Source organism: Mucilaginibacter sp. PAMC 26640 (assembly GCA_001596135.1).
Classification (GTDB): domain Bacteria; phylum Bacteroidota; class Bacteroidia; order Sphingobacteriales; family Sphingobacteriaceae; genus Mucilaginibacter.
This window is the reverse complement of sequence record CP014773.1, coordinates 3,804,508-3,831,078: the sequence shown is the minus strand read 5'-3', so window position 1 is coordinate 3,831,078 and position 26,571 is coordinate 3,804,508. Positions and strand designations below refer to the sequence as shown.

23 protein-coding genes are annotated in these 26,571 nt (G+C 43.8%); 6 read left to right on the top strand and 17 right to left on the bottom strand.

The window, feature by feature from the left end:
* Positions 1-31: 31 nt before the first annotated feature.
* Positions 32-253: a hypothetical protein gene (locus A0256_16555; protein AMR32914.1), complete on the top strand. Its 222-nt coding sequence runs from the start codon at positions 32-34 to the stop codon at positions 251-253.
* Between the two features lie 138 nt (positions 254-391).
* Here A0256_16555 and A0256_16550 read toward each other — a convergent pair whose 3' ends face one another.
* Entirely contained in the window at positions 392-1,720 is a 1,329-nt protein-coding gene (locus A0256_16550; GenBank protein ID AMR32913.1) for a xylose isomerase, read from the bottom strand.
* A gap of 37 nt (positions 1,721-1,757) precedes the next feature.
* Positions 1,758-3,236, bottom strand: a complete 1,479-nt coding sequence (locus A0256_16545; protein AMR32912.1) for a carbohydrate kinase — start codon at positions 3,234-3,236, stop codon at positions 1,758-1,760.
* A 107-nt stretch (positions 3,237-3,343) separates the two neighbouring features.
* Between A0256_16545 and A0256_16540 the strand changes: the two genes are divergently transcribed.
* Complete coding sequence (locus A0256_16540; GenBank protein AMR34592.1) at positions 3,344-4,372, top strand: LacI family transcriptional regulator; 1,029 nt, start codon at positions 3,344-3,346, stop codon at positions 4,370-4,372.
* On the opposite strand, the gene A0256_16535 is transcribed toward A0256_16540, so the two are convergent.
* From A0256_16535 to A0256_16490, 10 genes are all read right to left on the bottom strand, one after another.
* On the bottom strand, positions 4,369-6,693 hold the full coding sequence (locus tag A0256_16535) for a hypothetical protein (protein AMR32911.1): 2,325 nt from the start codon (positions 6,691-6,693) through the stop codon (positions 4,369-4,371). The genes A0256_16540 and A0256_16535 overlap by 4 nt on opposite strands.
* The gene (locus A0256_16530; GenBank protein AMR32910.1) at positions 6,690-7,673 is read right to left on the bottom strand and encodes an FAD-binding molybdopterin dehydrogenase; all 984 of its coding nucleotides are present in this window, start codon (positions 7,671-7,673) and stop codon (positions 6,690-6,692) included. The genes A0256_16535 and A0256_16530 overlap by 4 nt, the downstream gene beginning before the upstream one ends.
* Position 7,674: 1 nt before the next feature.
* A complete protein-coding gene (locus tag A0256_16525; GenBank protein ID AMR34591.1) occupies positions 7,675-8,319 on the bottom strand; it encodes a hypothetical protein in 645 nt (214 codons plus the stop codon).
* A gap of 84 nt (positions 8,320-8,403) precedes the next feature.
* On the bottom strand, positions 8,404-10,599 hold the full coding sequence (locus A0256_16520) for a pyrrolo-quinoline quinone (protein AMR34590.1): 2,196 nt from the start codon (positions 10,597-10,599) through the stop codon (positions 8,404-8,406).
* A gap of 236 nt (positions 10,600-10,835) precedes the next feature.
* Positions 10,836-11,615 (bottom strand): short-chain dehydrogenase, encoded by a 780-nt coding sequence (locus A0256_16515; protein ID AMR32909.1) that lies wholly within the window; start codon positions 11,613-11,615, stop codon positions 10,836-10,838.
* A gap of 8 nt (positions 11,616-11,623) precedes the next feature.
* Entirely contained in the window at positions 11,624-12,451 is an 828-nt protein-coding gene (locus tag A0256_16510) for an amidohydrolase (protein ID AMR32908.1), read from the bottom strand.
* The gene (locus A0256_16505; GenBank protein ID AMR32907.1) at positions 12,438-13,295 is read right to left on the bottom strand and encodes an ureidoglycolate lyase; all 858 of its coding nucleotides are present in this window, start codon (positions 13,293-13,295) and stop codon (positions 12,438-12,440) included. Before A0256_16505 ends, A0256_16510 begins: the two co-directional genes overlap by 14 nt.
* Positions 13,296-13,301: 6 nt before the next feature.
* On the bottom strand, positions 13,302-14,066 hold the full coding sequence (locus A0256_16500) for a short-chain dehydrogenase (GenBank protein ID AMR32906.1): 765 nt from the start codon (positions 14,064-14,066) through the stop codon (positions 13,302-13,304).
* 12 nt (positions 14,067-14,078) lie between these two features.
* The gene (locus A0256_16495; GenBank protein AMR32905.1) at positions 14,079-15,740 is read right to left on the bottom strand and encodes an altronate hydrolase; all 1,662 of its coding nucleotides are present in this window, start codon (positions 15,738-15,740) and stop codon (positions 14,079-14,081) included.
* Between the two features lie 12 nt (positions 15,741-15,752).
* Entirely contained in the window at positions 15,753-16,082 is a 330-nt protein-coding gene (locus A0256_16490; protein AMR32904.1) for an L-fucose mutarotase, read from the bottom strand.
* 269 nt (positions 16,083-16,351) lie between these two features.
* Between A0256_16490 and A0256_16485 the strand changes: the two genes are divergently transcribed.
* From A0256_16485 to A0256_16475, 3 genes are all read left to right on the top strand, one after another.
* Positions 16,352-17,281 (top strand): xylose isomerase, encoded by a 930-nt coding sequence (locus tag A0256_16485; GenBank protein ID AMR32903.1) that lies wholly within the window; start codon positions 16,352-16,354, stop codon positions 17,279-17,281.
* A gap of 414 nt (positions 17,282-17,695) precedes the next feature.
* Positions 17,696-18,376: a DNA-binding response regulator gene (locus A0256_16480; protein AMR32902.1), complete on the top strand. Its 681-nt coding sequence runs from the start codon at positions 17,696-17,698 to the stop codon at positions 18,374-18,376.
* Positions 18,373-19,737: a two-component sensor histidine kinase gene (locus A0256_16475; protein AMR32901.1), complete on the top strand. Its 1,365-nt coding sequence runs from the start codon at positions 18,373-18,375 to the stop codon at positions 19,735-19,737. The genes A0256_16480 and A0256_16475 overlap by 4 nt, the downstream gene beginning before the upstream one ends.
* Before the next feature lie 218 nt (positions 19,738-19,955).
* Here the strand turns inward: A0256_16475 and A0256_16470 are convergent, their stop codons facing one another.
* From A0256_16470 to A0256_16450, 5 genes are all read right to left on the bottom strand, one after another.
* Positions 19,956-21,131 (bottom strand): galactose mutarotase, encoded by a 1,176-nt coding sequence (locus A0256_16470; protein ID AMR32900.1) that lies wholly within the window; start codon positions 21,129-21,131, stop codon positions 19,956-19,958.
* A gap of 27 nt (positions 21,132-21,158) precedes the next feature.
* The gene (locus A0256_16465; protein ID AMR32899.1) at positions 21,159-22,208 is read right to left on the bottom strand and encodes a glycosyl hydrolase family 43; all 1,050 of its coding nucleotides are present in this window, start codon (positions 22,206-22,208) and stop codon (positions 21,159-21,161) included.
* A gap of 6 nt (positions 22,209-22,214) precedes the next feature.
* Entirely contained in the window at positions 22,215-23,066 is an 852-nt protein-coding gene (locus A0256_16460) for a haloacid dehalogenase (GenBank protein ID AMR32898.1), read from the bottom strand.
* Between the two features lie 85 nt (positions 23,067-23,151).
* Entirely contained in the window at positions 23,152-24,189 is a 1,038-nt protein-coding gene (locus A0256_16455) for a hypothetical protein (protein AMR32897.1), read from the bottom strand.
* A gap of 263 nt (positions 24,190-24,452) precedes the next feature.
* The gene (locus A0256_16450) at positions 24,453-25,811 is read right to left on the bottom strand and encodes a glutamine synthetase (GenBank protein AMR32896.1); all 1,359 of its coding nucleotides are present in this window, start codon (positions 25,809-25,811) and stop codon (positions 24,453-24,455) included.
* A gap of 312 nt (positions 25,812-26,123) precedes the next feature.
* Here A0256_16450 and A0256_16445 point away from each other — a divergent pair, with 312 nt between their 5' ends.
* Positions 26,124-26,537: a hypothetical protein gene (locus A0256_16445; protein AMR32895.1), complete on the top strand. Its 414-nt coding sequence runs from the start codon at positions 26,124-26,126 to the stop codon at positions 26,535-26,537.
* Positions 26,538-26,571: the final 34 nt, after the last annotated feature.

The window sequence follows — 26,571 nt, the reverse complement described above, 5'->3', positions numbered from 1 at the left end:
GCGTTTTTATCCAAAAAACGCATGCTTTCTCATGACTTTATTAAAACATCTGCCGGAATTTAAAGGGTTTACGCCAATAAAGATCAAACGATTTATGATCAGTTTAGGTGCCGCCATACTGTTAAAATTGTTTATCAGTTGTAGTCATACACCCAAACCGGCCACACTGAGTCATATGGAAAAAATTACCGTAAAAGGGGGGACGGCAAATGCACAGGCAATTACTATCGCAAGACGGAAGAAGAAAAACTAAAGCGAAGTACTTTGATAACCCTATGTTAAGGCCACAACATGAGCTTGATCGATAAAATTAGTAATTGGTCAATCAGCTGCAAAGCAAAAGGAGCCGCACTTTCGGTGCGGCCCCTTTCACTAAAATTTAATTCAAAGGCTATATGTACCTGTTCACCAAGTTTTCCAGGTATTCTTGCTTACCGCTGGTTACTGCGGGTTCGCCACTACTAGCTGCAAAATTGCGCAGATCTTCTAATGACATTGCGCCATTTTCATAATCTTTACCCGCACCGCTGTCAAAAGATGCATAGCGGTCTGTCCTTACTTTTTTATAGTCGGATTTCTGGAGAATATTATCGGCAATGAGTAAAGCCCTTGCAAATACATCCATACCGCCAACGTGTGCATAAAACAAATCCGCAGGATCTGTTGAATTACGACGGATCTTTGCATCAAAGTTGATACCGCCACCAGCAAAACCACCTGCTTCTAATATGATCAGCATATATTCTGACACCTCGGTAATATCGTTAGGGAACTGATCGGTATCCCATCCGTTCTGGATATCGCCACGGTTAGCATCTATAGAGCCTAACAGACCGTTATCTGCCGCAACCTGTAATTCATGCTGAAAAGTATGGCCGGCCAGTGTAGCGTGATTAACTTCCAGGTTAAGTTTAAAGTCGCCCATTAAATCGTACTTCTGTAGAAAACCTAATACGGTAGCGGCATCATAATCGTACTGGTGTTTGGTCGGCTCGCAAGGTTTTGGTTCGATAAAGAACGTGCCTTTAAATCCTTGTTTGCGTGCATAGTCTTTAGCTGTATGCAGAAACTTAGCTAAGTGCTCCTGTTCGCGTTTCATATCTGTATTAAGCAGGCTCATGTAACCTTCACGCCCCCCCCAGAAAACATAATTTTCGCCACCTAAAGCAATGGTTGCATCAATAGCTGCTTTTACCTGTGCACCAGCATGTGCCAGCACATGAAAGTCAGGATTGGTAGATGCGCCATTCATATAACGCGAATGGCTAAACACATTAGCCGTACCCCAAAGCAATTTAACGCCGCTTGCGGCTTGTTTTTGTTTGGCGTATTCCACCATGACTTGTAAACGGTTTTCGTTATCAGCTACATCGTTGGTATAATCAACAACATCTATATCATGGAAACAATAATATGGCAAATTCATTTTGGTAATGAATTCAAATGCGGCATCCATTTTGTCTTTTGCGCGTTCTATAGCATCAGCTTTGGCATCCCAGGGGAATACATGCGTTGCACCTCCAAACGGATCGGCACCGTTACCATTAAAGGAATGCCAATAAGCGCAAGCAAAACGCAGTTGCTCTTTCATGGTTTTGCCAGCAACTACTTTATCTGCATCGTACCAGCGAAACGCCAGTGGATTATCAGACTGCGGCCCTTCGTATTTTATCTGTTCTATTCCTTTAAAAAATTCTTTCTCGCCCGTTACAACTGTCATAGCTTTTTATTTTAATGTTTATTGATGGTAGTTTTAATTATGTTGTTTTTAATTGTGCTGTTAATAATGCCCGCCATTCGTCATAAATGTGTTCTACGTTCTCCGTAGGTTCAATCAATTTGATAGGCATCATATTGGTGAATGCGTCATTAGCATTGCTGTAAATTCCGGCGCCTATCCCCGCTCCTAATGCGGCGCCAACGCTGCCGTCGTTTTTGTAAAGTTCAACAGGTACACCCGTAAAATTCACAAAGCTCTGTCCAAACACATCACTCAAAAATAAATTTGAAGCGCCGGCTCTAATGATCGAAGGCGACATACCATTCTCCCGCATAATATCCAGTCCGTATCTGAATGCGCTGGCAATACCCTCCTGCACTGCACGGAAAATATGTGCATGGGTATGCAGGTTAAGATCGATATGATGCAGGTGTACCCCTATTTGCTTATTGTTAAGCATCCTTTCAGCACCATTGCCAAATGGCAGCATCCGGATGCCTTCACTACCGGTTGGAGCACTGGCTGCCAATCTGTTCATTTCTGTATAATCCATTCCGGTACCAAAAAGCGATTTAGCCCAGCGGTTAAGGCTTCCGGTACCGTTAATGCAAAGCAGCACGCCAGTTCGTCTTTCATCCGTCGCATAGTTTACGTGTGCAAACGTGTTGACGCGTGATTGCGGATCGCTAACAAGCTGATCGCTTACCCCATAAATAACACCTGATGTGCCCGCTGTTGCAGCAACTTCACCAGGTTTAAGCACATTTAAAGATAAAGCATTATTAGGTTGATCGCCGGCCTTATAGGTAACCGGGATACCGGTTTTTAATTTCAGACTTTCAGCTACGGTTTGGATTACCGTACCATGAACCGAAAACACCGGGTCTATCTGAGGGAAGAGATCTTTATCGAATTCAAAATAATTTAATATATCTGCGGAAAGCTCATTTTTCAGGAAATCATAAAACACCCCTTCGGACAACGCAGATACCGAACTTGTTGCCTGCCCAGTTAATCTCAGTGAAATAAAATCTCCTGGTAACATCAACTTATCAATCTTTGCATAGATCTCCGGCTCATTGGCTTTTACCCAGGCTAGTTTAGAGGCCGTAAAATTACCCGGTGAATTTAAAAACGTAGCGAGGCATTTTTCCTCTCCAATAGAGTGGAAAGCTTCATTACCAATCTCTACTGCGCGGCTATCGCACCAAATGATGCTATCGCGAAGCACTTTATTATTTTTATCAACTACAACCAAGCCGTGCATTTGATATGCGATGCCAATGGCAGCAATATCCTGCGGATTGTAACTGCCTTTTTGATGGCAAAGAAGGATAGCCTTTTGAACCTGATCCCACCAGGTATCTGGCGATTGCTCTGCCCAGCCGGGTTGCAGTGCCTTAATTGGCGATTCCACATCCGGATATTGGGCAGATGCTATCGATTGTTGTGTGGACGAATCGATAACAGAAACTTTTACCGAGGATGTTCCTAAGTCTATTCCTAATAATAACATATCTTTATGTAGAATCGGTTGTTAATAATTGAAAGGAACGAAATTAATTTTTTTTTTGGATATGCAATCGATTGTTAAAATATATTTTTACGATTTTGCAGCTGATTATGAAGCCCAAAAAACGAACTACCATCTACGACATCGCTAAAAAGCTAAACATTAACCCATCTTCGGTATCGAGGGCGCTGAATAACAGCAATTACGTGAATGAGGCAACTAAAAAGCTTATCTTAAAAACGGCGGAAGAATTAAACTACAAACGCAATACGCTTGCATCTAACCTCCGCAAAGGAGAAACAAAAACCATTGGCGTAGTGGTTCCCCGGATCAACCAGAATTTCTTTGCCAATGTTATTGCCGGGATAGAGGCCACCACCTATAAAAAAGGCTATAATTTAATCATTTGCCAATCGGACGAGCTTTATGACAAGGAAGTGCAGTGTATCAATACGCTTATCAATCAGCATGTAGATTGTATCGTGATTTCTATATCGATAGAAACAAATGATTATAAACACTTGCAAAACGTAATGAATCACAATATACAACTGATTCAATTTGATCGCGTAGCTGAAGAACTGGAAACACTAAAGGTGATCAATGATAACGAACAGGCTTCATTCGAGGCCGTACATCACATGATTCAGCAAGGTTACAAACGTATAGCCCTTCTGGAGGGGCCGCAGAATCTCAGTATTTTCCGCCAGCGGAAGGTGGGTTATTTACGTGCGCTGGAAACTAATTCCATGGCGGCTATACCGGAATTGATCATAGAGAACGCCTGGACAAAAGAACTTGGTGCAAAGGCTACCCGCCAATTATTGAGCCTCAATAATCCTCCTGATGCAATCTTTGCATCTACTTCCGATTTCTCTGCATTAGGTGTTTTAGAAGTAGCGACGGCCATGAAGATCAAGGTACCGTCTTCTCTTGGGATTTGCGGCTATTCCAACGAGGACTTTACTGAAATCACCAGTCCTTCAATTACTACTATTGATCAGTTTAGCATTTACATGGGTAAAACGGTGGCCAATCTGTACTTTCAGGAAATGGATAATACCGAGACTACAGTAGTACCGAAGGTGATCAGCATCAAACCGAAGCTGATCATCCGTTCGTCTACTCGGAAAAGTTAAGCAATAAGTTTATCCGGTGTTACCGGTAAATCTCTTACTCTTTTGCCTGTGGCATTGTAAATAGCATTGGTAATTGCCGCCGTAATACCGGTTACTCCAATTTCCCCTATACCTCTGGCGCCAATTGGAGAAATAATTGTATCCGGCTTGTTCAAAAATTGAATGTTGAACTCAGGCATATCGGCATTTACTGGCACTAAATATTGCGCAAGATCTTTTGTAACTACCCTACCATCATTAGGATCATAAGCTGTCATTTCCATAAGTGCCATCCCGATACCAAAAATCATCCCGCCCATAATTTGATTTTCTGCCATTTTTAAATTAAGTACCGTACCTATATCCATTACGCCAACCGCCTTATCTACTTTAACCGTACCTAATAAAGGATCGACCAGTACTTTTACAAATTGGGCACCAAAAGAATGGAAGGCGTAAGGTTTACGATCAACCTGTTGATCATCTGTTACGGCTGAATTTGTTTTGCTCTCCTCTTCAGCCATGCCCTCAGGCGATCCTTTAGCAGCAGGATTTGCCTCTTGGCTCTGGCGCGTTGAAACATTTGTTTTTGCCAGCGCCTCCAGCTTTTGCATCCCCGCAACAGCCAAAATTTGTGAGAAAGTTTCAGAAGTCTCCGGCTTGTTTTTCAGTACTAAACCACCTTTGCCTGCAACAATATCTTCTTCTTTATGATTATAAAATGCCGATCTAGGATTGATGACTGCTATTTTTGTTAGCTTGCTTACTGCACCCAACGCAGCAGCTCTTATTGCGGGACCAACACTGGCAGACACCTGCGAACCGCCTGAGTTAGCACCTTTTGGATAGGCACTGTCCCCAAGTTTTACTTTTACTTTAGCTATAGGCAAGCTTAATGCATCGGCTGCAATCTGCGTCATGATGGTGTAAGTACCCGTGCCTATGTCCTGCGTTGCACAAAGAATTTCAGCGGTCCCGTCTGCATGAATTATTGCTTTGGCAGAAGAGGCACTCCTATTGGCAGGATAGGTTGCAGTAGCCATACCATAACCCACCAACATACCATTTTCAATGGTACTGCCCGGTTTTGCGTTACGTTTATCCCAGCCTATTGCGGCAGCACCTTTTTGGTAACATTCTATTAAATTCTTTTCAGAAAACTGTTTTTTCTTTTGCTCTTCCGTATCAGCATGATTTCGGATTCTGAATTGTACTGGGTCCATATTTAGTTTTTCAGCCATCTCATCCATCGCTACCTCAATTGCAAACGTCCCCGGTGCTTCACCCGGCGCACGCATCGGGCAGGGTGTACCTTTATTTAAACGTACCAGGCTATGGCTGATTTCTGCATTTGGCGTACTGTATAACATAGCTGATGCTACACCAGCTGGTTCAACAAATTCGTCTACAAATGAAGTTTCTGAAGTTGTAGCATGCTTTAGGGCAGATAGCTTCCCGGTTGCATCTGCTCCTAAAGAGATCTTTTGGATAGTTTCCGTTCTGCGACCAGCGGTAGTAAACATATCTTGCCGTTTAAGCACCAGCTTTACCGGCTTGTTCGCCAATTTTGCCGCCATAGCCGTTAAAACCGTATTTGGCCAGGAAAAACCTTTGGAGCCGAATCCACCGCCGATATACAAAGAGACCACGCGCACCTTATCGGCAGGAAGCCCTAACATCGACGCCATGAGCGCTTTGCTGCCCGCAACAGACTGCGTTGCGTCATAAATAGTCACCTGGTCGCCCTTCCATTCCGCAATGGTAGCATGCGGCTCCATAGCGTTATGATGGTAAACCGGGGTGGTGTAGGTTTGCTCAATTTTTGTTGGTGCGCTGCTGAGCGCGCCGTCAACATTTCCACGACTGATTTGCACCGGAGCCCCGCCCAAACCTTTCTCGGGTTGATATGCTTTTTCTAAATTTTGCAGAATGTCAAAGTCGGGCGCACTTTTTTCATAATCAATAATCAGCAATTTGCCGGCCTGTTCTGCCTGTTCAAAAGTTGTGGCTATCACTACCGCTACCACCTGCCCTCCGTAAAAAATACGGTCACTTTGCAAGGGCATTAAATCTTTCTCTGCAAACTTACCTCCACCTGGGTCAGCACTCTGCGGGAAATGTAATTGCGGTGCATTCTGGTAAGTCATTACTTTAACAACCCCGGGAGCACGTTCAGCAATTGATGTATTAATATTTTTTATGCGGCCTTTTGTAATCGTACTAAGTACCAATACACCATGCAGTAAACCTTGCGGATAATATTCTGCACTGTAAGTGGCAGCACCGGTAACTTTTAATCTTCCCTCTACACGGTCTATCGGTTGTCCAACTGTTAAGCTCATGCTATACCTCCTACTGTGGTTAAGGCACGCATCAAGGTGCGTTTTGCCAATTCAATTTTAAAGTTGTTGTACTTGTAGCCTTTTGCCTGGCTTAAAGCTGCCTCTGCGGCTGCAGTATAAGTTTTTTGATTTGCAGACGCACCAATTAAGACTCTTTCTGCTGCATCAGAGCGCCATGGTTTGGTACCTACGCCACCCAGCGCTACATGTGCCTTTACAATTTTGCCAGCCTGTATGTTTAAAATTACGGCAGCCGATGTAAGTGCGAACTCGTATGAAGCACGATCCCTTACCTTTAAGTAATGCGACTTAGCGCCATAATTTATTGCCGGAAGATCAACTGATGTAATCAGTTCGCCATGGTGCAGTGTTGTTTCTAAATTTGGCGTTTTACCAGGCAGCAGATGAAAATCTGCAAAGGGTATCGCCCGGTTACCTTTTGATCCCTGCACGTTAATGATAGCTCCTAATGCGGCCATAGCCACACACATATCAGATGGATGAGCTGCAATGCAGGCTTCGCTTGTACCTAAAATAGCGTTATTGCGGTTATGACCGTTTATAGCCGGACATCCCGAACCCGGAATGCGTTTGTTACACGGAAACTCTGTATTGTAAAAATAAGGACAGCGCGTACGCTGCAAAAGATTACCGCCCACACTGGCCATATTGCGAAGTTGTGCGGATGCGCCTGAAAGTAAAGCCTCAGATAAAACCTTATAATTATCTTTAATAAGCGGATGATAAGCAAGATCGCTGTTTTTTACCAACGCGCCAATCCTCACGCCGCCATTAGGTAGCTTTTCTACCGTATTTAATTTTAGCCGGTTAATATCTACCACCTGTTTTGGTGTTTCGATATTGAGTTTCATCAGATCGATGAGATTGGTGCCCCCGGCAATAAACTTTGTATTCGGAGCCGAGGTATTATTTAATGCAGCCAGGCTATCCTGTACCTTTAAAAATTTAAATGGTTCCATGTTATGCGTGGGTGTTTTGAACTTCTTTTATAGCAGAAACAATGTTGCGGTAAGCACCGCAGCGACATATGTTACCGCTCATTGATTCCTTAATTTCTTCATCTGATTTAGCGCGCCCCTCGCTTACCAATCCTACTGCAGAGCAGATCTGGCCTGGCGTGCAATATCCGCACTGGAAAGCATCATGTTTGAGGAAGGCTTCCTGCATTGGATGCAAGGTGTCGGCACTGGCAAGGCCTTCAATAGTAGTAATCTCATCACCTTCACACATGGCTGCAAATGTGAGGCAGGAATTGACCCGCCTGCCATTGACCAATACGGTGCAAGCACCGCATTGCCCGTGGTCGCAGCCTTTTTTGGTGCCGGGCATCGCTAACCGCTCGCGCAACGCATCCAGCAAAGTAACCCTTGAATCAGATTCCAGGCTATACTTTTTGCCATTAACAGTAAGGCTTATTGCATTATTTTCTACCGCTGTAGCTTCTGCAGGAGCATTCTCTGCTGCTTCAACCCGGGTACCAGTGAGTATAGGTGCAAGCGTTAACCCTGCACCGGCGAACGTTAGTTGCGATAAAAACCCACGCCGGGTGGTGCCTCCTGAAGAATTATCTTCAGCGGCAAATTCATTGCTATATTGATTTTCCACTATAAAAGAATTATAGCGAAATAACATTTCTTTAGAGGTAAATGTTTAGCGATAATAATTTAAATCTTTTAACAAATCAATTGGTTACAATGCAAACGCCACATAACTATCTCCCGATTTGCTACCGATCTTGCCGCCGCCGCATGCTATCACAATATATTGCTTCCCGTCTATCTCATATGCAGCTGGTGTGGCGTACCCAGCTGCCGGAAGTTGAGCCTGCCAAACCATCTTACCGTTTTTTTTGTCAAATGCACAAATCTTTTCATCTTTGGTGGCGGCTATAAAAACCAAGCCACCTTTGGTAACCAGCGGACCGCCATAATTTTCTGTACCCGTGATGGGGATGCCTTTTTTAGTGAGTTCAGCAAATTCCCCCAGCGGTACTTTCCATAACAGTTTACCAGTGGTAAGATCCACTGCGTTTAAAGTACCCCATGGCGGTTTAATGCCCGGGTATCCGTCTTTATCAACAAACCGGTTGTAGCCTGCCATGGTATAAGGTGCAGATGGCAAACTATTCTTATCAACTGTTAATGTTTGCTGTAAGCCGCCCCTGCCTGTTGGGCCGGTTGCTTCCTTCTCGGGCAGCTTGAGCAAAAAGCTGACTAGTGCCTTCTTTTCACCTTCGGGTATGGCTTTGAACGATGGCATCATATTGCGCCCGTTCTCAATAATGTTGCGTACCTGTAATTCGTTGTACTTCTTTTCGAGAACTAGTAATGATGGTATGCTGGATCCGTTACCTTTTAAATCTGCACCGTGGCAGGCTATACAGCGCTGATTATAAACAGCATGCCCGGCACCGGCAAGTGTGTGGTCATTTTTATCGTTCTTAGGTACATCTATCATTACCTGGGCCCAGGGCATTTCACTGCTGTTGATATACATGATCTTGGTTTGCTGGTCTACCGCAGCCCCGCCCCATTCTCCGCCACCATCAAACCCGGGGAAGATCCAGCCGCCTTCCTTGCTTGGCGGACTGAACATCGCCCGATTTTTTACTTTCAGATATTTCCCCATCATATCTTTATGAGTTTCCGGGCTGATGTCGGTAACATCCCCAGGCCCAAAATTTTGCCGGGCAAAAGGCTGCGGCAACGTGGGGATAGGCTGCGTTGGCCAAGGCTGCTCGCCGGGCAGCCCGTTAATTGGCACGGGCACTTCATTGATCGGGAAAATGGGTTTTCCATTCGTTCGGTCGAACATAAAAATATAGCCGTTCTTGGTGATCTGGGCAACCGCATCTATGATTTTACCTTTGTGTTTTATGGTCACCAGGTTAGGATTGGCCGGAAGGTCGCGGTCCCAGAGATCATGGTGTACAAACTGGAAATGCCAGATGTATTTACCTGTACCGGCATTTAGAGCAATCAGCGAATTAGCGTAGAGGTTAGTGCCCTTTCGGTTACCGCCATAAAAATCACCCCCGATGGAACCTGTTGGGATATAAACAATTCCGCGTTGCTCATCCAGCGACATACCCGACCAGTTATTGGCACCGCCAAGTGTTTTCCAGGCATCTTTGTTCTCCCAGGTTTCATAGCCCTTTTCGCCGGGATGTGGTATGGTATTGAAACTCCAGCGTAATTTACCGGTTAGGGCATCATAAGCGCGGATAGGTGCAGGTGCGGCATCTTCACTCTCGGCCACGCGCACGCCCATGATGAGTACATTTTTATAAATAATCCCGGGTGTTGTAGATGCCACGAACGAGTGGACTGTGCGGCCCACGTTTTCGGTCATGTCCAAATAGCCGCCATCACCGAAGTTTAGCACAGGCTTGCCGGTTTGTATATCGATGCAGTAAACCTTATTCCCCACATTGTAAAACACCCGCTTGTTGTTGCCATCGGCATCCTGCCAGTAAACCACACCTCTGTTCACTTTATAATAAGCCATCGGTTGGTTTCGCCCAACAGTATCAACCGAGGCCGGATCAAAGATCCAGTTTTGTTTACCGGTAGCTGCATTTAGAGAGAAAAGCTTCAGTTTGGGTGAAGAGCCATATAGCATTCCTTCCACCATAATTGGGTTACACTGGTTTTGTGTTTTACCGGCAGTATCTTTATCATTTGTACAATAAAACCAGACCTGTTTTAAACGGGTCACATTTTGCAGGTTTATTTCCTCACTGGTAGAATATCGAGAGCCATCTTTTGTACCGCCATAGGCCGACCATCCTCTATATTCTTCCCCTACTTGTGGCTTTGACCTTTGACACGACAAAACAGCGCCCGCTAAAATAATAGCTGACGTAACAGAAAATATTAGCTTCATGATATTTTGAATGATGAGATACAGCTGGTTGATCAGCAATATCCTAAGAAGGCAAGCTATGAAATTAGCGGCAAAAAAAGCTGATTGCTTGCCAAAAAAATCATCCAATAAAGAATGACATTTTGTAAAAAACCCTGTCTGATGAGAGCGGTAATTAATCCTATAAAAAACAAAGCAGGCATTTGCGCCTGCTTTGTTTTTTAAATGTTCGACTATGCCAGAGCGTAGATATATATCTAAATCGACCTGTCGAGGTGTGTATAACCTCCGTCTACGTAGGTGATCTGCCCGGTAGTATGACTGGAAACCGGCGACAACAAAAAGGCAACCATGCTCGCTATCTCTTCAACGGTTGTCATCCGTTTACCTAGCGGGATATGGGATACGATGGATGACAATTTCTCCTCCGGATTAGGAAGCGTTTTTATCCACCTGTCGTATAAGGGAGTGTAACATTCGGCAACAATTACAGCATTTACACGAATTTTATGCGGCAGCAGTTCCACCGCCCACTCGCGGGTTAAAGCATTCCGGCCACCGTTGGCCGCGGCATAAGCTGACGTGCCCCCCTGCCCGGTATCGGCTACCTTAGAGCCAATGTTCACAATACTTCCCTGTGTTTTTATCAGTTCGGGAACTGCATGATGTGCCACCATGTAATAGTGTATCAAATTCTTGTGCAATGACTGCACAAATTTGTCGTAGCTGCCGTTGAGCAAGCCAACGCCATCGTTTTCACCCGCATTGTTAACCAGGCCGTCAATACGTCCGCAAACTTTTACCACTTCCATAACAGCCAGTTCACAAGCCGCAGGATCAGTTAATTGAGCCACGGTTTGGAAACATTTACCCCCGGCTCGTTCTATTTCTTTAACAGTATGTAAATTCTCTTCTTCCGTACGGCTTATAATGAATGGAATTGCTCCCTCCTGCGCCAATAATACGGCAATTCCTTTGCCTATCCCCCTGGCGCCACCGGTTACGATGATCACCTTATCTTTTAATTGCAAATCCATTATGCGTATTATAAATTGTAAAAATCAGCAGCGTTACCGCCCCAGAATTTATCCTGGTCTGGAGCAGAAAATCCGGCTGTGTACTCCCTAAGGCAATGCACTGTTTTATTGTAACCACCGGCCAGTAAATTAACCGGCCAGTCTGAGCCAAACATAACCCGGTTTGGGCCAAAAGCGTTGAACACTGCATCAAAATAGGGAGCGACGTGCTGATGAGTCCAGTTTTGCCAGTCCGCTTCAGTGCAAAAACCGGATATCTTGCAGCATACATTTTGGTGTTGTGCTAATGCCTCCATATCCTGCTTCCACCCCTCTATTACCTGTGAAGTGATCATTGGCTTAGCCAGGTGATCTATCACGAAACGCTGTGTTGGAAAGGCACGCACCAGTTTTTCAGCATGTCTAACCTGCCCGCAATTGATCAGGATATCATAAGTAAAATTGTACTTTGCCAGCAGCGAGATACCCCGCATAAACTTTTCAGCCAGCATAAACTCATTTGGCTCAGCCTGCAACACATGCCTAAATCCTTTAATAAACGGGTTAAGTACGTGCAACTGTAGTTTGTCGTCTATATCGTCTGCCTGCAGATCAACCCAGCCTACTATGCCTTTGATAGACGGATAGCTTGTAGCCAACTGGGTCAGGAAAATATTCTCTTCCTCATTTTGGCTGGCCTGTACGGCAATGCAACCATCAATCGTATTCTCTTTAAGTACAGGTAACAGGTCCTCGGGCATAAAATCCTTTTGAATCACCGCCATATCAGCGGTGATCCAGGCATCTTTTACCGGGTGATAGTGCCAAAAGTGCTGATGTGCATCAATCTTTTGCATACGCCACTACCTGCTGTTTAGCGGTACCCAAGCCATCAATCCCCAATTCAACAACGTCGCCGGGCTTTAAATAAATCGGCGGCTTAAAGCCTAAACCTACCCCCGCGGGTGTGCCGGTTGATATAACATCCCCGGGCAGCAATGTCATAAACTGGCTGCAATATGATATCAGGAATGGAATGTTAAAGATTAGATTGGACGTTGTGCCATCCTGCATTTTTTCGCCATTTACCGTTAACCAAAGCCTAACGTTGTGGATATCTTCTATCTCATCCGGCGTAGCCAGATAAGGGCCCATTGGCGCAAAGGTATCGCAGCCTTTTCCTTTATCCCAAGTGCCGTTACGCTCCAGCTGAAAAGCACGTTCGGATACATCATTATGCAATACATAACCTGCTATATAACTTTCAGCATCAGCTTCTTCTACATATGATGCTTTTTTGCCGATCACAACGCCCAGTTCAACTTCCCAGTCGGTTTTTTCAGAGTCCTTCGGGATCATGATATTGTCATTTGGCCCAACCAGCGAAGTGGTGCTCTTCATAAACAAGATAGGTTCCGGCGGAAGCGGTACATTAGTTTCTTTAGCGTGATCGGCGTAGTTCAGGCCAATACACAATATTTTTGATGGCCTGGCCACCGGGCTTCCTAAGCGTTCATCGTCGCTTATTTTCACCAGCAAACCGCTGTTCTCTCCTATATATTCTTTCAGTGATGATAAGCCATCACTGGCGAAGAACTCTTCATTAAAATCTTTTACAAATGCCGAAACATCATAGCGGATGTCATTGATAATTACACCCGGTTTTTCACTTCCGGCAGCGCCGTATCTTATTAATTTCATAGGTAATTAGTTATTCAATTTTATAAAGCCACCATCAATAGGGTAATCACTACCGGTGATGAAGCCAGCTTCTTCGGAGCATAAATAAAGTGCCAGTGCAGCTATCTCTGCCGGTTGCGCCATACGGCCTATGGGCTGGCTTTTTGAAAGTTTGCCAAACATCTCCTCTTCCCGGCCCGGATAATTTTTAGCAATAAAACCATCTACAAACGGGGTATGCACCCTTGCAGGTGAAATACTGTTGCTGCGGATGTTATCGTTAATATAATCCCGCGCGATGGACATACTCATGGCATGGATAGCACCCTTGCTCATCGAGTAGGCAAACCTATCGGCTAAACCCACCCAGGATGCGATAGAGGCCATGTTAAGGATAACCCCGCCGCCATTGGCTTTCATCAGCGGGATAGCTGCAAATACGCAGTTATAAGCACCTTTAACGTTAACACTGTAAACCCTGTCAAAATCTTCCTCATTGGTTTTTTCCACATTACCTACGTGGGCAATACCGGCGTTGTTCACCAGGATGTCAACGGTACCAATTGTTTCAAACAGCGATACAATCTGCTGCTGATCGGTAACATTGCCGCTATGGGCATAGGCTTTTCCACCTTCAGCTTCGATTTCTTTTACGGTGAGTTCTGCTGCTTCGGCATTTAATTCAATCAGGTGTACAACTGCACCTTGCCTCGCAAAAAGTTGCGAAATTGCTTTGCCTATACCGCTGCCGCCGCCAGTTATTACGGCTGTTTTTTCTTTTAAACTGAACATATACTTAACTTTTTATAATGAAACCCCTCTTTTCCAGGGAATAAAATCATCCTGACCAAGCAATACAGCTTTCGGCTTGATATTGCCGCTTGCCACCTCAATTACATAATCCAAGATCCTCTCAGCCGCCTGGGGGATGGTTTCTTCACCCTCTATAATGGTACCGCAATTAATATCAATAATATCCGGCATACGGTTATACAATTTGGTATTGGTTGAAAGTTTAACTACAGGTGTGACCGGGTTACCTGTTGGAGTACCCAAACCCGTGGTAAACAAAACGATATTTGCACCAGAGCCCACTTCAGCGGTTGTACTTTCCACATCGCTTCCTGGCGTACACAATAAGTTTAAACCCGGTTTAGTTACCTTCTCGGGATAATCCAAAACAGCCGCCACCGGAGATGTACCACCTTTTTTTGCCGCACCGGCAGATTTGATGGCATCAGTGATTAGCCCATCTTTTATATTACCAGGCGAAGGGTTAGCATAAAAGCCCGAACCGTCCGCTTCTGCGCGCGCAGCGTAGGTGCGCATCAGATCCATAAATTTCAACGCCGTTGGCTCGTCAATACAGCGGTCGCTTAGCTCCTGCTCTACCCCGCACAGTTCGGGGAATTCGGCAAGGATAACACTGCCGCCTATGCTTACCAATATATCCGATAAATATCCGAGTGCCGGGTTTGCAGAAATACCGGAAAATCCATCAGATCCGCCGCACTCGAGCCCTATACATAATTTTGATAAAGGTGCCGGTTTGCGTTCCAGCTCATTAGCTTTGATCAGCCCTGCAAATGTTTGCTTTAAAGCTTCATGAAGTAATTTACTTTCGGTTCCGAGTTGCTGCTGCTCCAGCATAATCAGCGGCTTGCTAAAGGCCGGGTCGCGTTTGGCAATCTCCTCCTGTAAAATACCCGCCTGGGCATGCTGGCAACCCAAACTTAGCACCGTTGCGCCTGCCACGTTTGGATGGGTAATATATCCGGCAAGTAAGCCACAAAGCGCATCAGAATCTGTACGCGTACCGCCGCAACCAAGCTCATGGTTTAAAAATTTGATACCATCAATATTCGGGAACAACTTGTTGGCAGGCTGATGATCGGGACTTAACTGCAAGTCCGCATCAAGGATCTCTTGCACCGATTTACCTGTTTGATACATGTCAATCAGGCTATCTACCTCGTTTTCGTACCCTCTAGGCTTAGCGAAGCCTAATTTGGCAGATAACGCGTCTTTTAATACATTGATATTCCTATTCTCACAAAAAACCAATGGGATAACCAGCCAGTAATTTGCAGTACCTACCGAGCCATCCGCACGGTGGAAGCCCATAAATGTTTTATCGCGATAAGACGCCACATCAGGTTGGTGCCATTCCGTTTTGCGCCCCTGCAGTTCGAAACTATCCGAAGCATGTTCGATATTATTTACGGTTACAACGCCACCCTGCAGGATAACGCTACTGGCTTTACCCACCAAAACGCCGTACATAAAAATCTCATCACCTGGATTTAGTTGCTGCAGCGTAAATTTGTGTTTGGCGGCCACATCGTTAGCCAAAACTAACACTGTACCATTAAAGGTAACGAGTGTGCCCTGCGGTAGATCCGTTAAAGCAACAAGTACGTTGTCTATAGGGTGAATTTGTATAAATGTATGCCTGTTAGCTGACATCTTTTTGTATAATTATAATTGAAAAATCTTATCCATTAAGACCCATTTCTCGCCGGGTTTAGCGTGAGCAACTGGCTGTTGAAAATTCCACATCAGCGTTTCCCATTCCTGTACCGTTGCATTCGCTTCATCAGCAGCTGCTTTGGCTTCAAAACTGAAATTATTGTTGACTTCCATTATCATAAACAAACGGTTGGCAAAGCGGTAAATCTCCATATTTTCAATACCGCTTTCTTTTATACTCGCCAATATCTCCGGCCATACTTTTTGGTGCCAGGCTTCGTATTCTGCAATTAAAGCAGCATCATCTTTCAGGTCTAACGTTAGGGAATATCGTTTCACGGAGTTAAATAGTTTTTTAATTAGCAATCGATTGTGCGCAAATTAAGCAATTACTAAACTTAAAAAATCAATATTTCGATAAATAATCTATAATTCGTTTTGGTGAATTTGTGTTTGTCATGGGATCAGAAATATTAAATGAAGCCTTTACAGTATTATTTGCCCCTGTGCTTATCTTAAAAATAGACGCACAAATAAGGCAGCACCGTGAATTGCATTAATTTTTTTGGTTAGTTTGCCTTATCTTGCCACACCTTTTAAACATCATTATGAAACGTAGAAACTTTGTACAAAGCTCGGTGCTGGCCGGTTCGGCATTATTTGCAGGCAGCACTTTAAACGCGGCAACCAAACCCCAATCAAGTCATCGGGAAGGAGCTGACGGCGGCGCATTTAATCTTAACTACGGTATTCATCATGGCATGTTTAAAAACCATGCGGGCGATGACTTTATTAACCAAATTAAATTTGCGCATGAGCAGGGCTTCCGCGCCATTGAAGACAACGGCTTATCCGGCCGTACTGTGGAGTATCAGAAAAAAATAGGCGAAACGCTTGCCAAACTCGGCATGGCCATGGGGGTTTTTGTACAGCCCGGCTTGAGTAATGACGGTAACATGCTGGCATCCGGCAAAGCTGACCAAGTAGAAAACTTCATCAATTCCTGCAAACAGGCAGTAGAAGTTGCAAAACGAATCAACAGTAAACTTGTAACTGTTGTACCCGGCGATTTTGTAAGAAGGTTGCCAATAGGTGTGCAAACCGGGAATGTGATAGAAGCCCTGAAGAGGGGAACTGCGATACTGGAACCTGAAGGCATAACTATGGTATTAGAGCCATTAAGCGATAGCCCGGACCTATTTCTGCAAACACCGGATCAGGCCTATGGCATTTGCAAGGCCGTTGGCAGTCCGTCATGCAAGATTTTGTATGATATGTATCATGTACAGCGCAACCAAGGCAACATTATCCCAACAATGGACCTGATCATGGACGAAATAGGTTACTACCAAATTGGCGATAACCCCGGTCGCAATGAACCCGGTACTGGTGAACTGAATTACAAAAATATATTTAAACACATTTACAACAAAGGCTATAAGGGAGTTATGGGTATGGAGCATGGTAATGCCGGCAAAGGAAAAGAAGGCGAGTTGGCCCTGATAAAGGCCTATCGCGAAGCCGATAACTTTTTGTAGGTACTGCTGTAGCCTTTTCGGTAACAACCATATGGTTTTAACTAAAGGTTGCGTAGCAGAACATGCGCCTGATAAAGTGAAAGCTGCGGTGCCCGGAATTGAGATAAGGGTAAACCTGCATCCGAAGCAAAGTTTTGAGACTCGTCACAGCCGGGTGTTTTGAAACTTTTAAATCGCTCCGCGAGTTAACTCACCTCCCGCCCCTACCATATTGTATGGGTTAATGATAACTAATTCATTCTTAGTGATCAAACCGCCGTTTGGTAACTCACGGACGATGTGGCAAAACACTAAAGTTTCAAATCTGGTAAAATTTGTAGAAAATCAACCCATTTTACTTTTTAAAGGAGCAAAGTAAATTGTTTTACTTTGACCTTATGCCGATTGTGGCTGCGGTTAAATATATTTGCCCGGATGAAGATCCTTTTAATAGAAGACGAAGCCAAGCTGGTATCCATTATTCAGCGGGACCTGCATGCGGAGGGGCACGAAATAAGCGTGGCACTGGATGGTACTACCGGGCTTCAGATGGCTTTAAAAATGGAATTTCAGCTGATTATTTTGGATATCATGCTGCCGGGTATGAATGGTATTGAGGTATGCCGGCAGCTGCGCCTGGCAGATACCAAATCAGCAATACTGATGCTTACCGCCCTTGGCTCAACGGAAAATGTAGTGACAGGCTTGGATAGCGGCGCCGACGATTATATGGTTAAACCTTTCAGTCTGGCCGAACTGAATGCACGCATCCGTACACTTGCACGGCGAAACGGCAATACCGGCGCCAACGCTAACTTGCTGCAATTTGCAGATGTACTCATCAACACATCTGAAAAGTCTGTAAAACGAAATGAGCGGAAAATTGATCTTACGGCCACAGAATACCGATTGCTTGAGTTTTTAGTTAAGAACCGAAATCATACATTGTCGCGGATAGAGATACTGGAAAACGTTTGGAACATCGATTTTAATATGGGAACCAACGTGGTAGATGTATACATCAACTACCTTAGAAAGAAACTGGAACACGGTGACGAAACCAGGCTGATCCATACTGTTTTTGGGATGGGTTATATACTAAAAGAAAACACATGAGTATCCAAAAGAAGGTTGCCCTGCTATTTCTTGCCTTAAACGTATCCATTATATTAATCTTGAGCGGATCCATTTTTTATTTTGTTCATCAATTCACTTTCGAAGACTTCTATAAACGACTGGAAGCCAGGGTAAATATATCCTCTCAAATCTACCATTCCAATGATCAGGATACCGTGGGTATGGTTAAAGAAATCCGTCAGCGCTATCTGGAAAAGCTTACTTCGGAAAAGGTTTACATTTTAACGCCATCAGATTATGAGAGCGACAAAGCGTTTAAGGGCCTTCCTTCAGCACTAATAAAAACGGTGTTGACCGAGGGGCAAACAAGATATAATACTGATAATATTTTTTACGCCGGTAAGCTCTTTCGCTTTTCAGACGGCGATGTGATGGTGATCGTGTCGGCTACTGACCCTTACGGCTTCAAAGAACTTAATAACCTGGAAGAGATCCTGATTATTGGCTTTTTTGCGTCAATCTTGATCGCATATCTAATCGGCAGGCGCTTTTCTTACCATACCTTTCAACCCGTCAGGAAAATAATTAAAAAAGTAAACACCATTACGGCCAGTAATCTGCATTTAAGGCTGGAGAATTATGATGGCAAGGATGAGATAGCCGAATTGATGCAAACCTTTAATGACATGCTTGACCGGTTGGAGACCGCTTTTGAAACGCAGAATAATTTTATCAGCAATGCCTCGCATGAATTGAGAACCCCACTGGCGGTAATTAAAGGAGAAGCAGAACTGGCGTTGAAAAATAATAGCAAACCAGGGGCCGATCCTATTAAAGCCTTTACTACGATACTTACCGGCGCCCAAAGCCTGCAGGATATTTTAACAAGTTTGCTTGGCCTCGCACAAACAGGATTTGACGGTCGGAAGCAAAATTGGGAACAGATCCGTGGTGATGAATTATTATGGATGATAAAAGAATCGGCTGACCAGATCATCCCCGAAAATAAAGTAATTATTGATCTTTCGGATCTTCCGGAAGATGAACACAGACTCATTATTAATGGTAACATTAACCTGTTGCGCCTTGCATTAAGTAACATAGTACTTAATGCATGCAAATACTCTGACAATAAGACCGTTACCATTAAGATCCTGGCTGAAAACAGCAGCGTGGTTTTCAATATTAAAGATGAAGGAATTGGCATACCCGAACCGGAAATGCAGCATATCTTCGAGCCCTTCTTCCGGGCATCCAACACTGCTAAATTTGAAGGGCATGGGGTCGGTTTGCCATTGGCACTAAATATTGTTCGCTTGCATAAAGGAAGTATAGCTATATCATCAAAAGTAGATGAAGGGACAACGATCAGGGTGATGTTACCTGTGTATAAATCATAGTTTTTCAGTGCCGATTTTACCGCTGAGGTAGCCTGAAACTATTTCGAAAAACATCAGTAAATAAATATCAACCGTTACTGGAATTTTAAGCCAAGTTGCAGCCAAGCTTCTATAACACTTGCAGAATCATAGCGTGCTTTAAACAAAAAACACAGGGACTAAGCATATCCCTGTGTTCTTCAAAAGCAAAAGTACCTTTTCCGTTGCTTTAATACTCGTTACTTTACTGAAAATTTATAAATGGTTTGAGTTTTGTAAACTGCTCCTGGCTTTAATTCGGTTGATGGGAACGTTGGTTGGTTAGGAGAATCAGGGTAATGCTGAGTCTCCATTGCAAAAGCGGTACGATGATCGTCAGTTTTGCCGCCAAACAATGTATGGCTGCCATCCATAAAATTTCCTGTATAAAACTGCAAACCTGGCTCCTCTGTAAAAACCTCCATTTTTATTCCGCTTTTATCGCCAATTACGGTAGCAATTGGTTTGCTGATATCATGACTGTTCAAAACATAGTTATGGTCGTAGCCTTTACCGTATTTAAGCTGGGTATCTTCCTTCCCGATGCGAGAGCCGATAGCCGTAGCTGTGGTAAAATCGAAAGGAGTTCCTTTAACCATATCTATTTTGCCGGTTGGAATTAAGGTAGCATCAACCGGCGTGTATTTGTCGGCATCAATTTGAACCAAATGATCCAGCGCAGTACCACTTCCAGCTCCGTTCAAGTTAAAATACGAATGATTGGTTAAATTCACAACTGTGTTTTTATCTGTTGTAGCTTCGTAAGCTATCTTCAGCGAGTTATCATCACCCAGTCTGTATGTCACCTTAACTTTCAAATTACCAGGAAAACCTTCTTCCATATCTTTTGAAAGGTAAATCAGCTCAACTGTGCTGCTGTCAATTTGCTTACCGTCCCAAACTTTATTATCGAAGCCACTTTTGCCTCCATGCAGCGTATTAGGTCCGTTATTTTTAAAAAGCGTATATTCTTTACCATCCAGCTTAAACTTCCCCCCCGCCAAGCGGTTACCATAGCGGCCTATCGTAGCCCCATAGTAGGCGCTTCCAGCCTTCTTGTAGCCTTCTATGTCGTCAAAGCCTAAAGCCACATCAGTTAATTTTCCGTCTTTGTCTGGTACCAGCAAACCAAGTAAGTGCGCGCCGTAATCGCTTATCGCAGCTGAAGCCCCTTTTTTATTTTTTAGGATAAAATAATGGGTTTGTTTTCCGTCGAGGTTCTTTTCGAAGCCTGCCGCTGCCGGCAAACTTGCTTTTGTGGTTGTACTGTCAGTCATGGTAGCTGTGCTTTTTGGTGCAGATTGATTGCAGGCGGCCATCAATAGGCTACCGGCAATTGCCAGCGCCAAAGTTGGTTTTTTTAAGGTGTTTTGCATAATTTTTATCTTAATAATTGGGTTTGTTTATTCGCTTTCGGACGGTACAGCCAACACCTCTCCTGCTTTAACCGGCTCACCAAAATTTGGAGTACCGTCTTTTTTCCATGCAAATTTTTGCATCCTCGGCGAGCGGAAACCGCCACACCCCTGCCCAGGTTGCGAATTTGCATGATAGATTATCCAGTCCTCCTTACCATCCGGCGATTTAAAAAAAGAATTGTGGCCGGGCGCGTAGACGCTGTTTGCCTCCGATTTTTTAAATATAGGCTGGGCGGATTTGGTCCATGACCGTGGATCTATTAAATCACTTTGAGCAGAGGCTGTCAACATGCCAAGTGCGTAAAAATCTGTCCAGCAACCGCTTGCAGAATAAACCAGAAAAAGCTTGTCGCCATGTTTTAATATTTCGGGGCCTTCGTTAACATTAACATGCGGCGGGTTTACTGCATCGTGCAAATCACCGTTCTTTTCCCAATCATACAACGGACTGGAGATCTTTACCCGGTTGCCTGCGATCGTCCAGGGATTGCTCATTTTAGCAATGTATAGATCCTGTTGCCCGTTTTGATCACTTTCCCACCCTGCCCAGATGAGGTATAGTTGGCCCTGATGATTAAAAACCGAACCATCTATGGCCCATTTATCGGCAGGATCTGCAAGCTTACCTTTGAACACCCAATTACCCTTCATAGGATCGGTATTTATGTTTTCAAGCACATATAAACGATGATGATTGTTGTCGCCATCATCTGCCGCAAAATACATATACCACTTATGGTTGATATAATGGAGTTCGGGCGCCCAAAGTTCTTTAGAATAGTTGGTATTAGCGGGCGGTGTCCAAACGGTTTTGCGCTCAGCTGATTTCAAATCTGCCAGGTTTTTAGTTTTCCAGATCATCAACTGGTTCTGCGTAGAATTGGTGTAGTAGTAGTATCCATTTTGGTAGATCACCCATGGATCGGCACCAGCAGGCAGTATAGGATTAGTGAAGGTTTTTAAGCCCTGCGCAAACATACCCTGGCTGATTAAAACCATCAGCAAAAACCCTGATAAAAATTTACCTATCTTCATGTCTATTTACTTTATAACAGCAGAATTGCAAATATAAGTTGGGACTATCCCGGTGCTGGTCATGCGGGTTTGCGCATCTCCGGCCAGCGTATTACCTGACAATACCAGCACGGTATCCAGACCAAACTTGTTTCCACCCAAAATATCAGTTTGTAAGGTGTCACCTACCATCACAATTTCTTTTTTGCTGATCGGTCGATACTCGCGGATCAAATCATACGCAAACATGAAGATCTGTGAGTCGGGTTTACCGAAGCGGATAAATTTTTTGCCGACAATAGTTTCTACCATGGCCGCAATTCCACCAATTGCGATAGCGAGTTCATTAACGTTCACCGGGTAGGCAAAATCGGTATTGGCTACAATAACCGGGATAGTTCGTCGCCTCAGCAAATTTACCGCCTTATTCAGATCGCTGCACCAATCGAAGCCTTCATCATCTAAAAAAACTAGCGCGTTTACTTTATCGATATTTTCGGCCGTAATCTGGCTTACGGGGAGGGTGTGTAGTCCCTCACTCTCAATATAGTGCGCCGAATCATCAGTGCCGAGGTAAGCAACAATACCGTCCTCCACCTTCAGGTCGAGATACTCTTTTGTAAGCATACCCGAGGAAATGATTCTTTCCGCAGTAATTGCATGCAAGCCCTTGCGATGGTAAGATTCTGCCAGTTGCGCCGGGCTGCGCGATGCATCGTTTGTTACAATATAATATTCTTTACCTTCCTCTTCCAGATAATCAAAGGTCCGTTCGATGCCCGGCACCAACCCGCCATAATTTTTTATTACGCCAAATGCATCAAAAAATATTACTTCGTAGTTATCTATTATCTCACGAAAATCATCAATGCGTGTCATTCTGATTATTGATATTAAATGTGCAAAATACAGTTATTAAAAAGAAATACCACTATGTTCGGGATAAAATGTGCAAGCGATTCGCTTATCTTAATTTTAGCGCGTCGATTATCTTGTCGGCATCAAAATCACGGTCGACAGATGGGAGGTAAACAGCAAACGCTTCAGCTTGAAGTTTCTTTGCATACTGCTCGCTAAAAAAATGTTTACCATCTTTAATTACATAATTGAGAATAAAAAAGCGATACGCCTCTTTCATAAACCGAATCTCATCGGCAGTTAAAGGATATATTTTATGATATTCTTGTAAAAATGTGATGAATCTGTCCTCCATCATTGGCCCAATAACGTAGCTGAAGACCGTACGGTCACCTGCATCTGATACTACCCGGCTAAAAAAGTAAAAATCAAGCACCCGGTAGCTCATTCGGAACCAATCATAATCCCAGCGGGAATAAAGTTCGTAATTTGGCGTGACCGAAAAGTTGCCGATGTTCCAATCGATAAAAACGGGAATGATATCGAACGAGCTCATATTATACTTGGAACGATTCCTCAAAAATTGGTCGCAATGATACTTTAAAAAATCAACCTGCATGGCCGTACCAAAACGGGTCTCGTTCTTTTCTAATTGTTGCTGAAGGGAATAAATGTCGGTACGTAAAGTTTTTGATGATTTCGGCAACACGTTGGTAACCCGGGAACATGCTTTGTGAAACTTGCCGGCCTGCTGCCCCAGTTTCCGGATGAGGTTATCATCCAACCGGCGCGGAAGCCTGTCAAGTATACGGGTTGGGTTATAAAACACCACCCACGCATCTGTACGCCCATATTTATAATGGTAGATGTAAACGCGGTTATTTTTAAGCAGCGATTTGGCAAGCAGGTTTTCAAACGGATATAGCAGGTTATTGCTTAAAGAATGAATGATGCGATGATCTTCTTTAAAATGCTCAAACTTACCGAATAGCGATAGTTTGGCAATAATGATATCCTCATCATCAAAGGTAATACGGTAAACATGGTTGGTAGAAACCATCGCACTGATATCCTCGATCTTGCTGATAGTTTTGGAGGCGTCGTAGCCTTCCCATGCTTTTTTTATAATAATAGAAGAGTCCATGGTAACCGGAATTGAGCGGATATATACAATTGATGGAAGTTGAAGATCCTGTTTGTATAATTCTGCTTAGTAATTTATGTTTGCTAATTGGTAGTGCATAGTTACAACTTTTATTGTTCAACTATAGTGTGGAGGATAAATGGCGATTCCAATTTGATCTGTTGAAAAATTATCGGCATAGGTTTTTCTTTCTCAACGTACAAATCTGACTTAAACAATTTATAAAACAAACATTCTTTGTAAGCTTTCTACAATTGCATCACCTAAATTATTTCGAAATACCGTTTCAATTCCCAATCGCTAACACTTTTTGCGTACTGCCTGTGTTCCCATAGGCGGGTTTGCGTAAAGTGGTATACGAATTCTTCGCCAAACAGATCTTTGGCAGTTGCAGAATTTTGCATAGCTGTTGCCGCATCGAACAGGTTGGTATGGAGGCTGCCGTTGGATTTATTTAGGTAACCATTTCCTACGGTTGGAGCAATATCCAGTTTAAGTTTGTTTTTGATACCGTATAAACCTGATGCAAGCGCTGCTGCGATAGCGAGGTATGGATTTGTATCTGAACCTGGTATGCGGGTTTCCAGCCGGGTATTCCCGATCGACGTATTGATAACTCTCAATGCTGTTGTGCGGTTATCTACACCCCAGGTTATGGTTGTTGGTGCCCAGGCACCTTCTACCAGCCGTTTATAGCTATTGATGGTTGGCGCATACATCGGTAGCAGATGCGGCATGCAATACAACTGACCAGCCAGGTACTGTTTGTGCAATTCGCTCATTTTGTTAGGATCGGTACCATCATAAAACAAATTCTCGGTACAATCTTCGCTCCAAAGGCTTTGGTGAATATGCCCGCTGCAGCCAGGGAGATCCTGGTTCCATTTGGCCATAAAGGTTGCAGTAATACCGTGTATTGCAGAAATTTCCTTAACTGCTGTTTTAAACAAAACGGCCTTATCGGCAGCCGCCAAAACTTCGCAATGCTCAATAGCAGCCTCATAAACCCCGGGGCCTGTTTCTGTATGAATGCCTTCTATCGGTATATTAAACTGTGTTAGCAGATTGAAAAGATCGTAGTAAAATGCACTGTTTTGAGATGTTCGTAAAATAGAATAACCAAACATACCCGGCGTTAGCGCTTCCAGGTTGGCAAAACCTTTTACCTGTAAGCTATGCGGAGTTTCTTTAAAATTGAACCACTCAAACTCCTGTGCAAATTCGGCGTGATAGCCCAGTGCTTTACATTCGCCGATTATTTTTTTCAACAGGCTGCGCGGGTCGGCTGGCACAGTATTACCATAAGGGCCGCTGTAATCTGCCAGAAAGAAGGGAATATTATCCTGCCACGGCACGTTGCGTAAAGTATTCAGATCTATGTAACAAAGTTTATCCGGGTAACCGGTGTGCCAGCCGGTTAACTTTACGTTATCATAGCAGGCATCTGTATTGTCCCAACCAAAAACCACATCGCAAAAACCATAGCCAGTTTTTAGTCCGGCAAGAAATTTTTTTGTACTGATCACTTTCCCACGCAAAACGCCATCAATATCTGCAAAAGCAAATTTTATTTTAGTTATGTTATTTTCTTTGATGTAAGCAACTACTTGATCCTGGTTCATAGGGTTTAGCATAAAAATGGCAATTTAAGCAAGATAATGTTATAATTGACCTGTTGATGGTTTATTATTTAAAACTGACGGCTTTACAAAGGGACGAAGTCACTGATATTAAAACCTCATTTAGTAATAGAAGGCAGACTTGAGACATTTGTTTCAAGTACAGGCTAGCAGAGCTTCCGCATATATGATTAAGTGTTTTTTTGTTAGCTTAATTACGACTATCCGCAACTTTAGTTATCCATTTTTTCGAGAGGTCAAAATCCTTGTACACTTTAATTACTAATTTGCGTCAACATTAATTAAGTATCAGCATTGTCTACTACCCCCCTTTTTGTTTATGGCACCCTGCTGCAAGCCGGAAATTTGTTTGGCGCCTATCTAACCAGAAATTGCAAACTTGTCGCTAAAGGGAAAATCCATGGCAGATTGTACGATATCGGAGAATATCCCGGCCTTGTGATAGATTTGAAGAGCGATTATGTTTATGGAGCCATCTACGTGATAGATAATGTGGCGATACTGAAAAAGCTAGATGACTATGAAGGTGTGGGGGAAAATGAGGAACAGCCGGATCTTTACCTGCGGCAATTGCATCCGATTGAAACCGAACGAGGGCCCATTGCCGCCTGGGTATATGTTTATAATCGACCGGTTGCAGGCCTGCACCTTATTAAAGGTGGTGATTACATCCAATATGTAAAGAAAAAAAAATCCCCCGATAGTTAGGCGGGGGATCTAAGATCAGTTAAAGTTAAAAAAA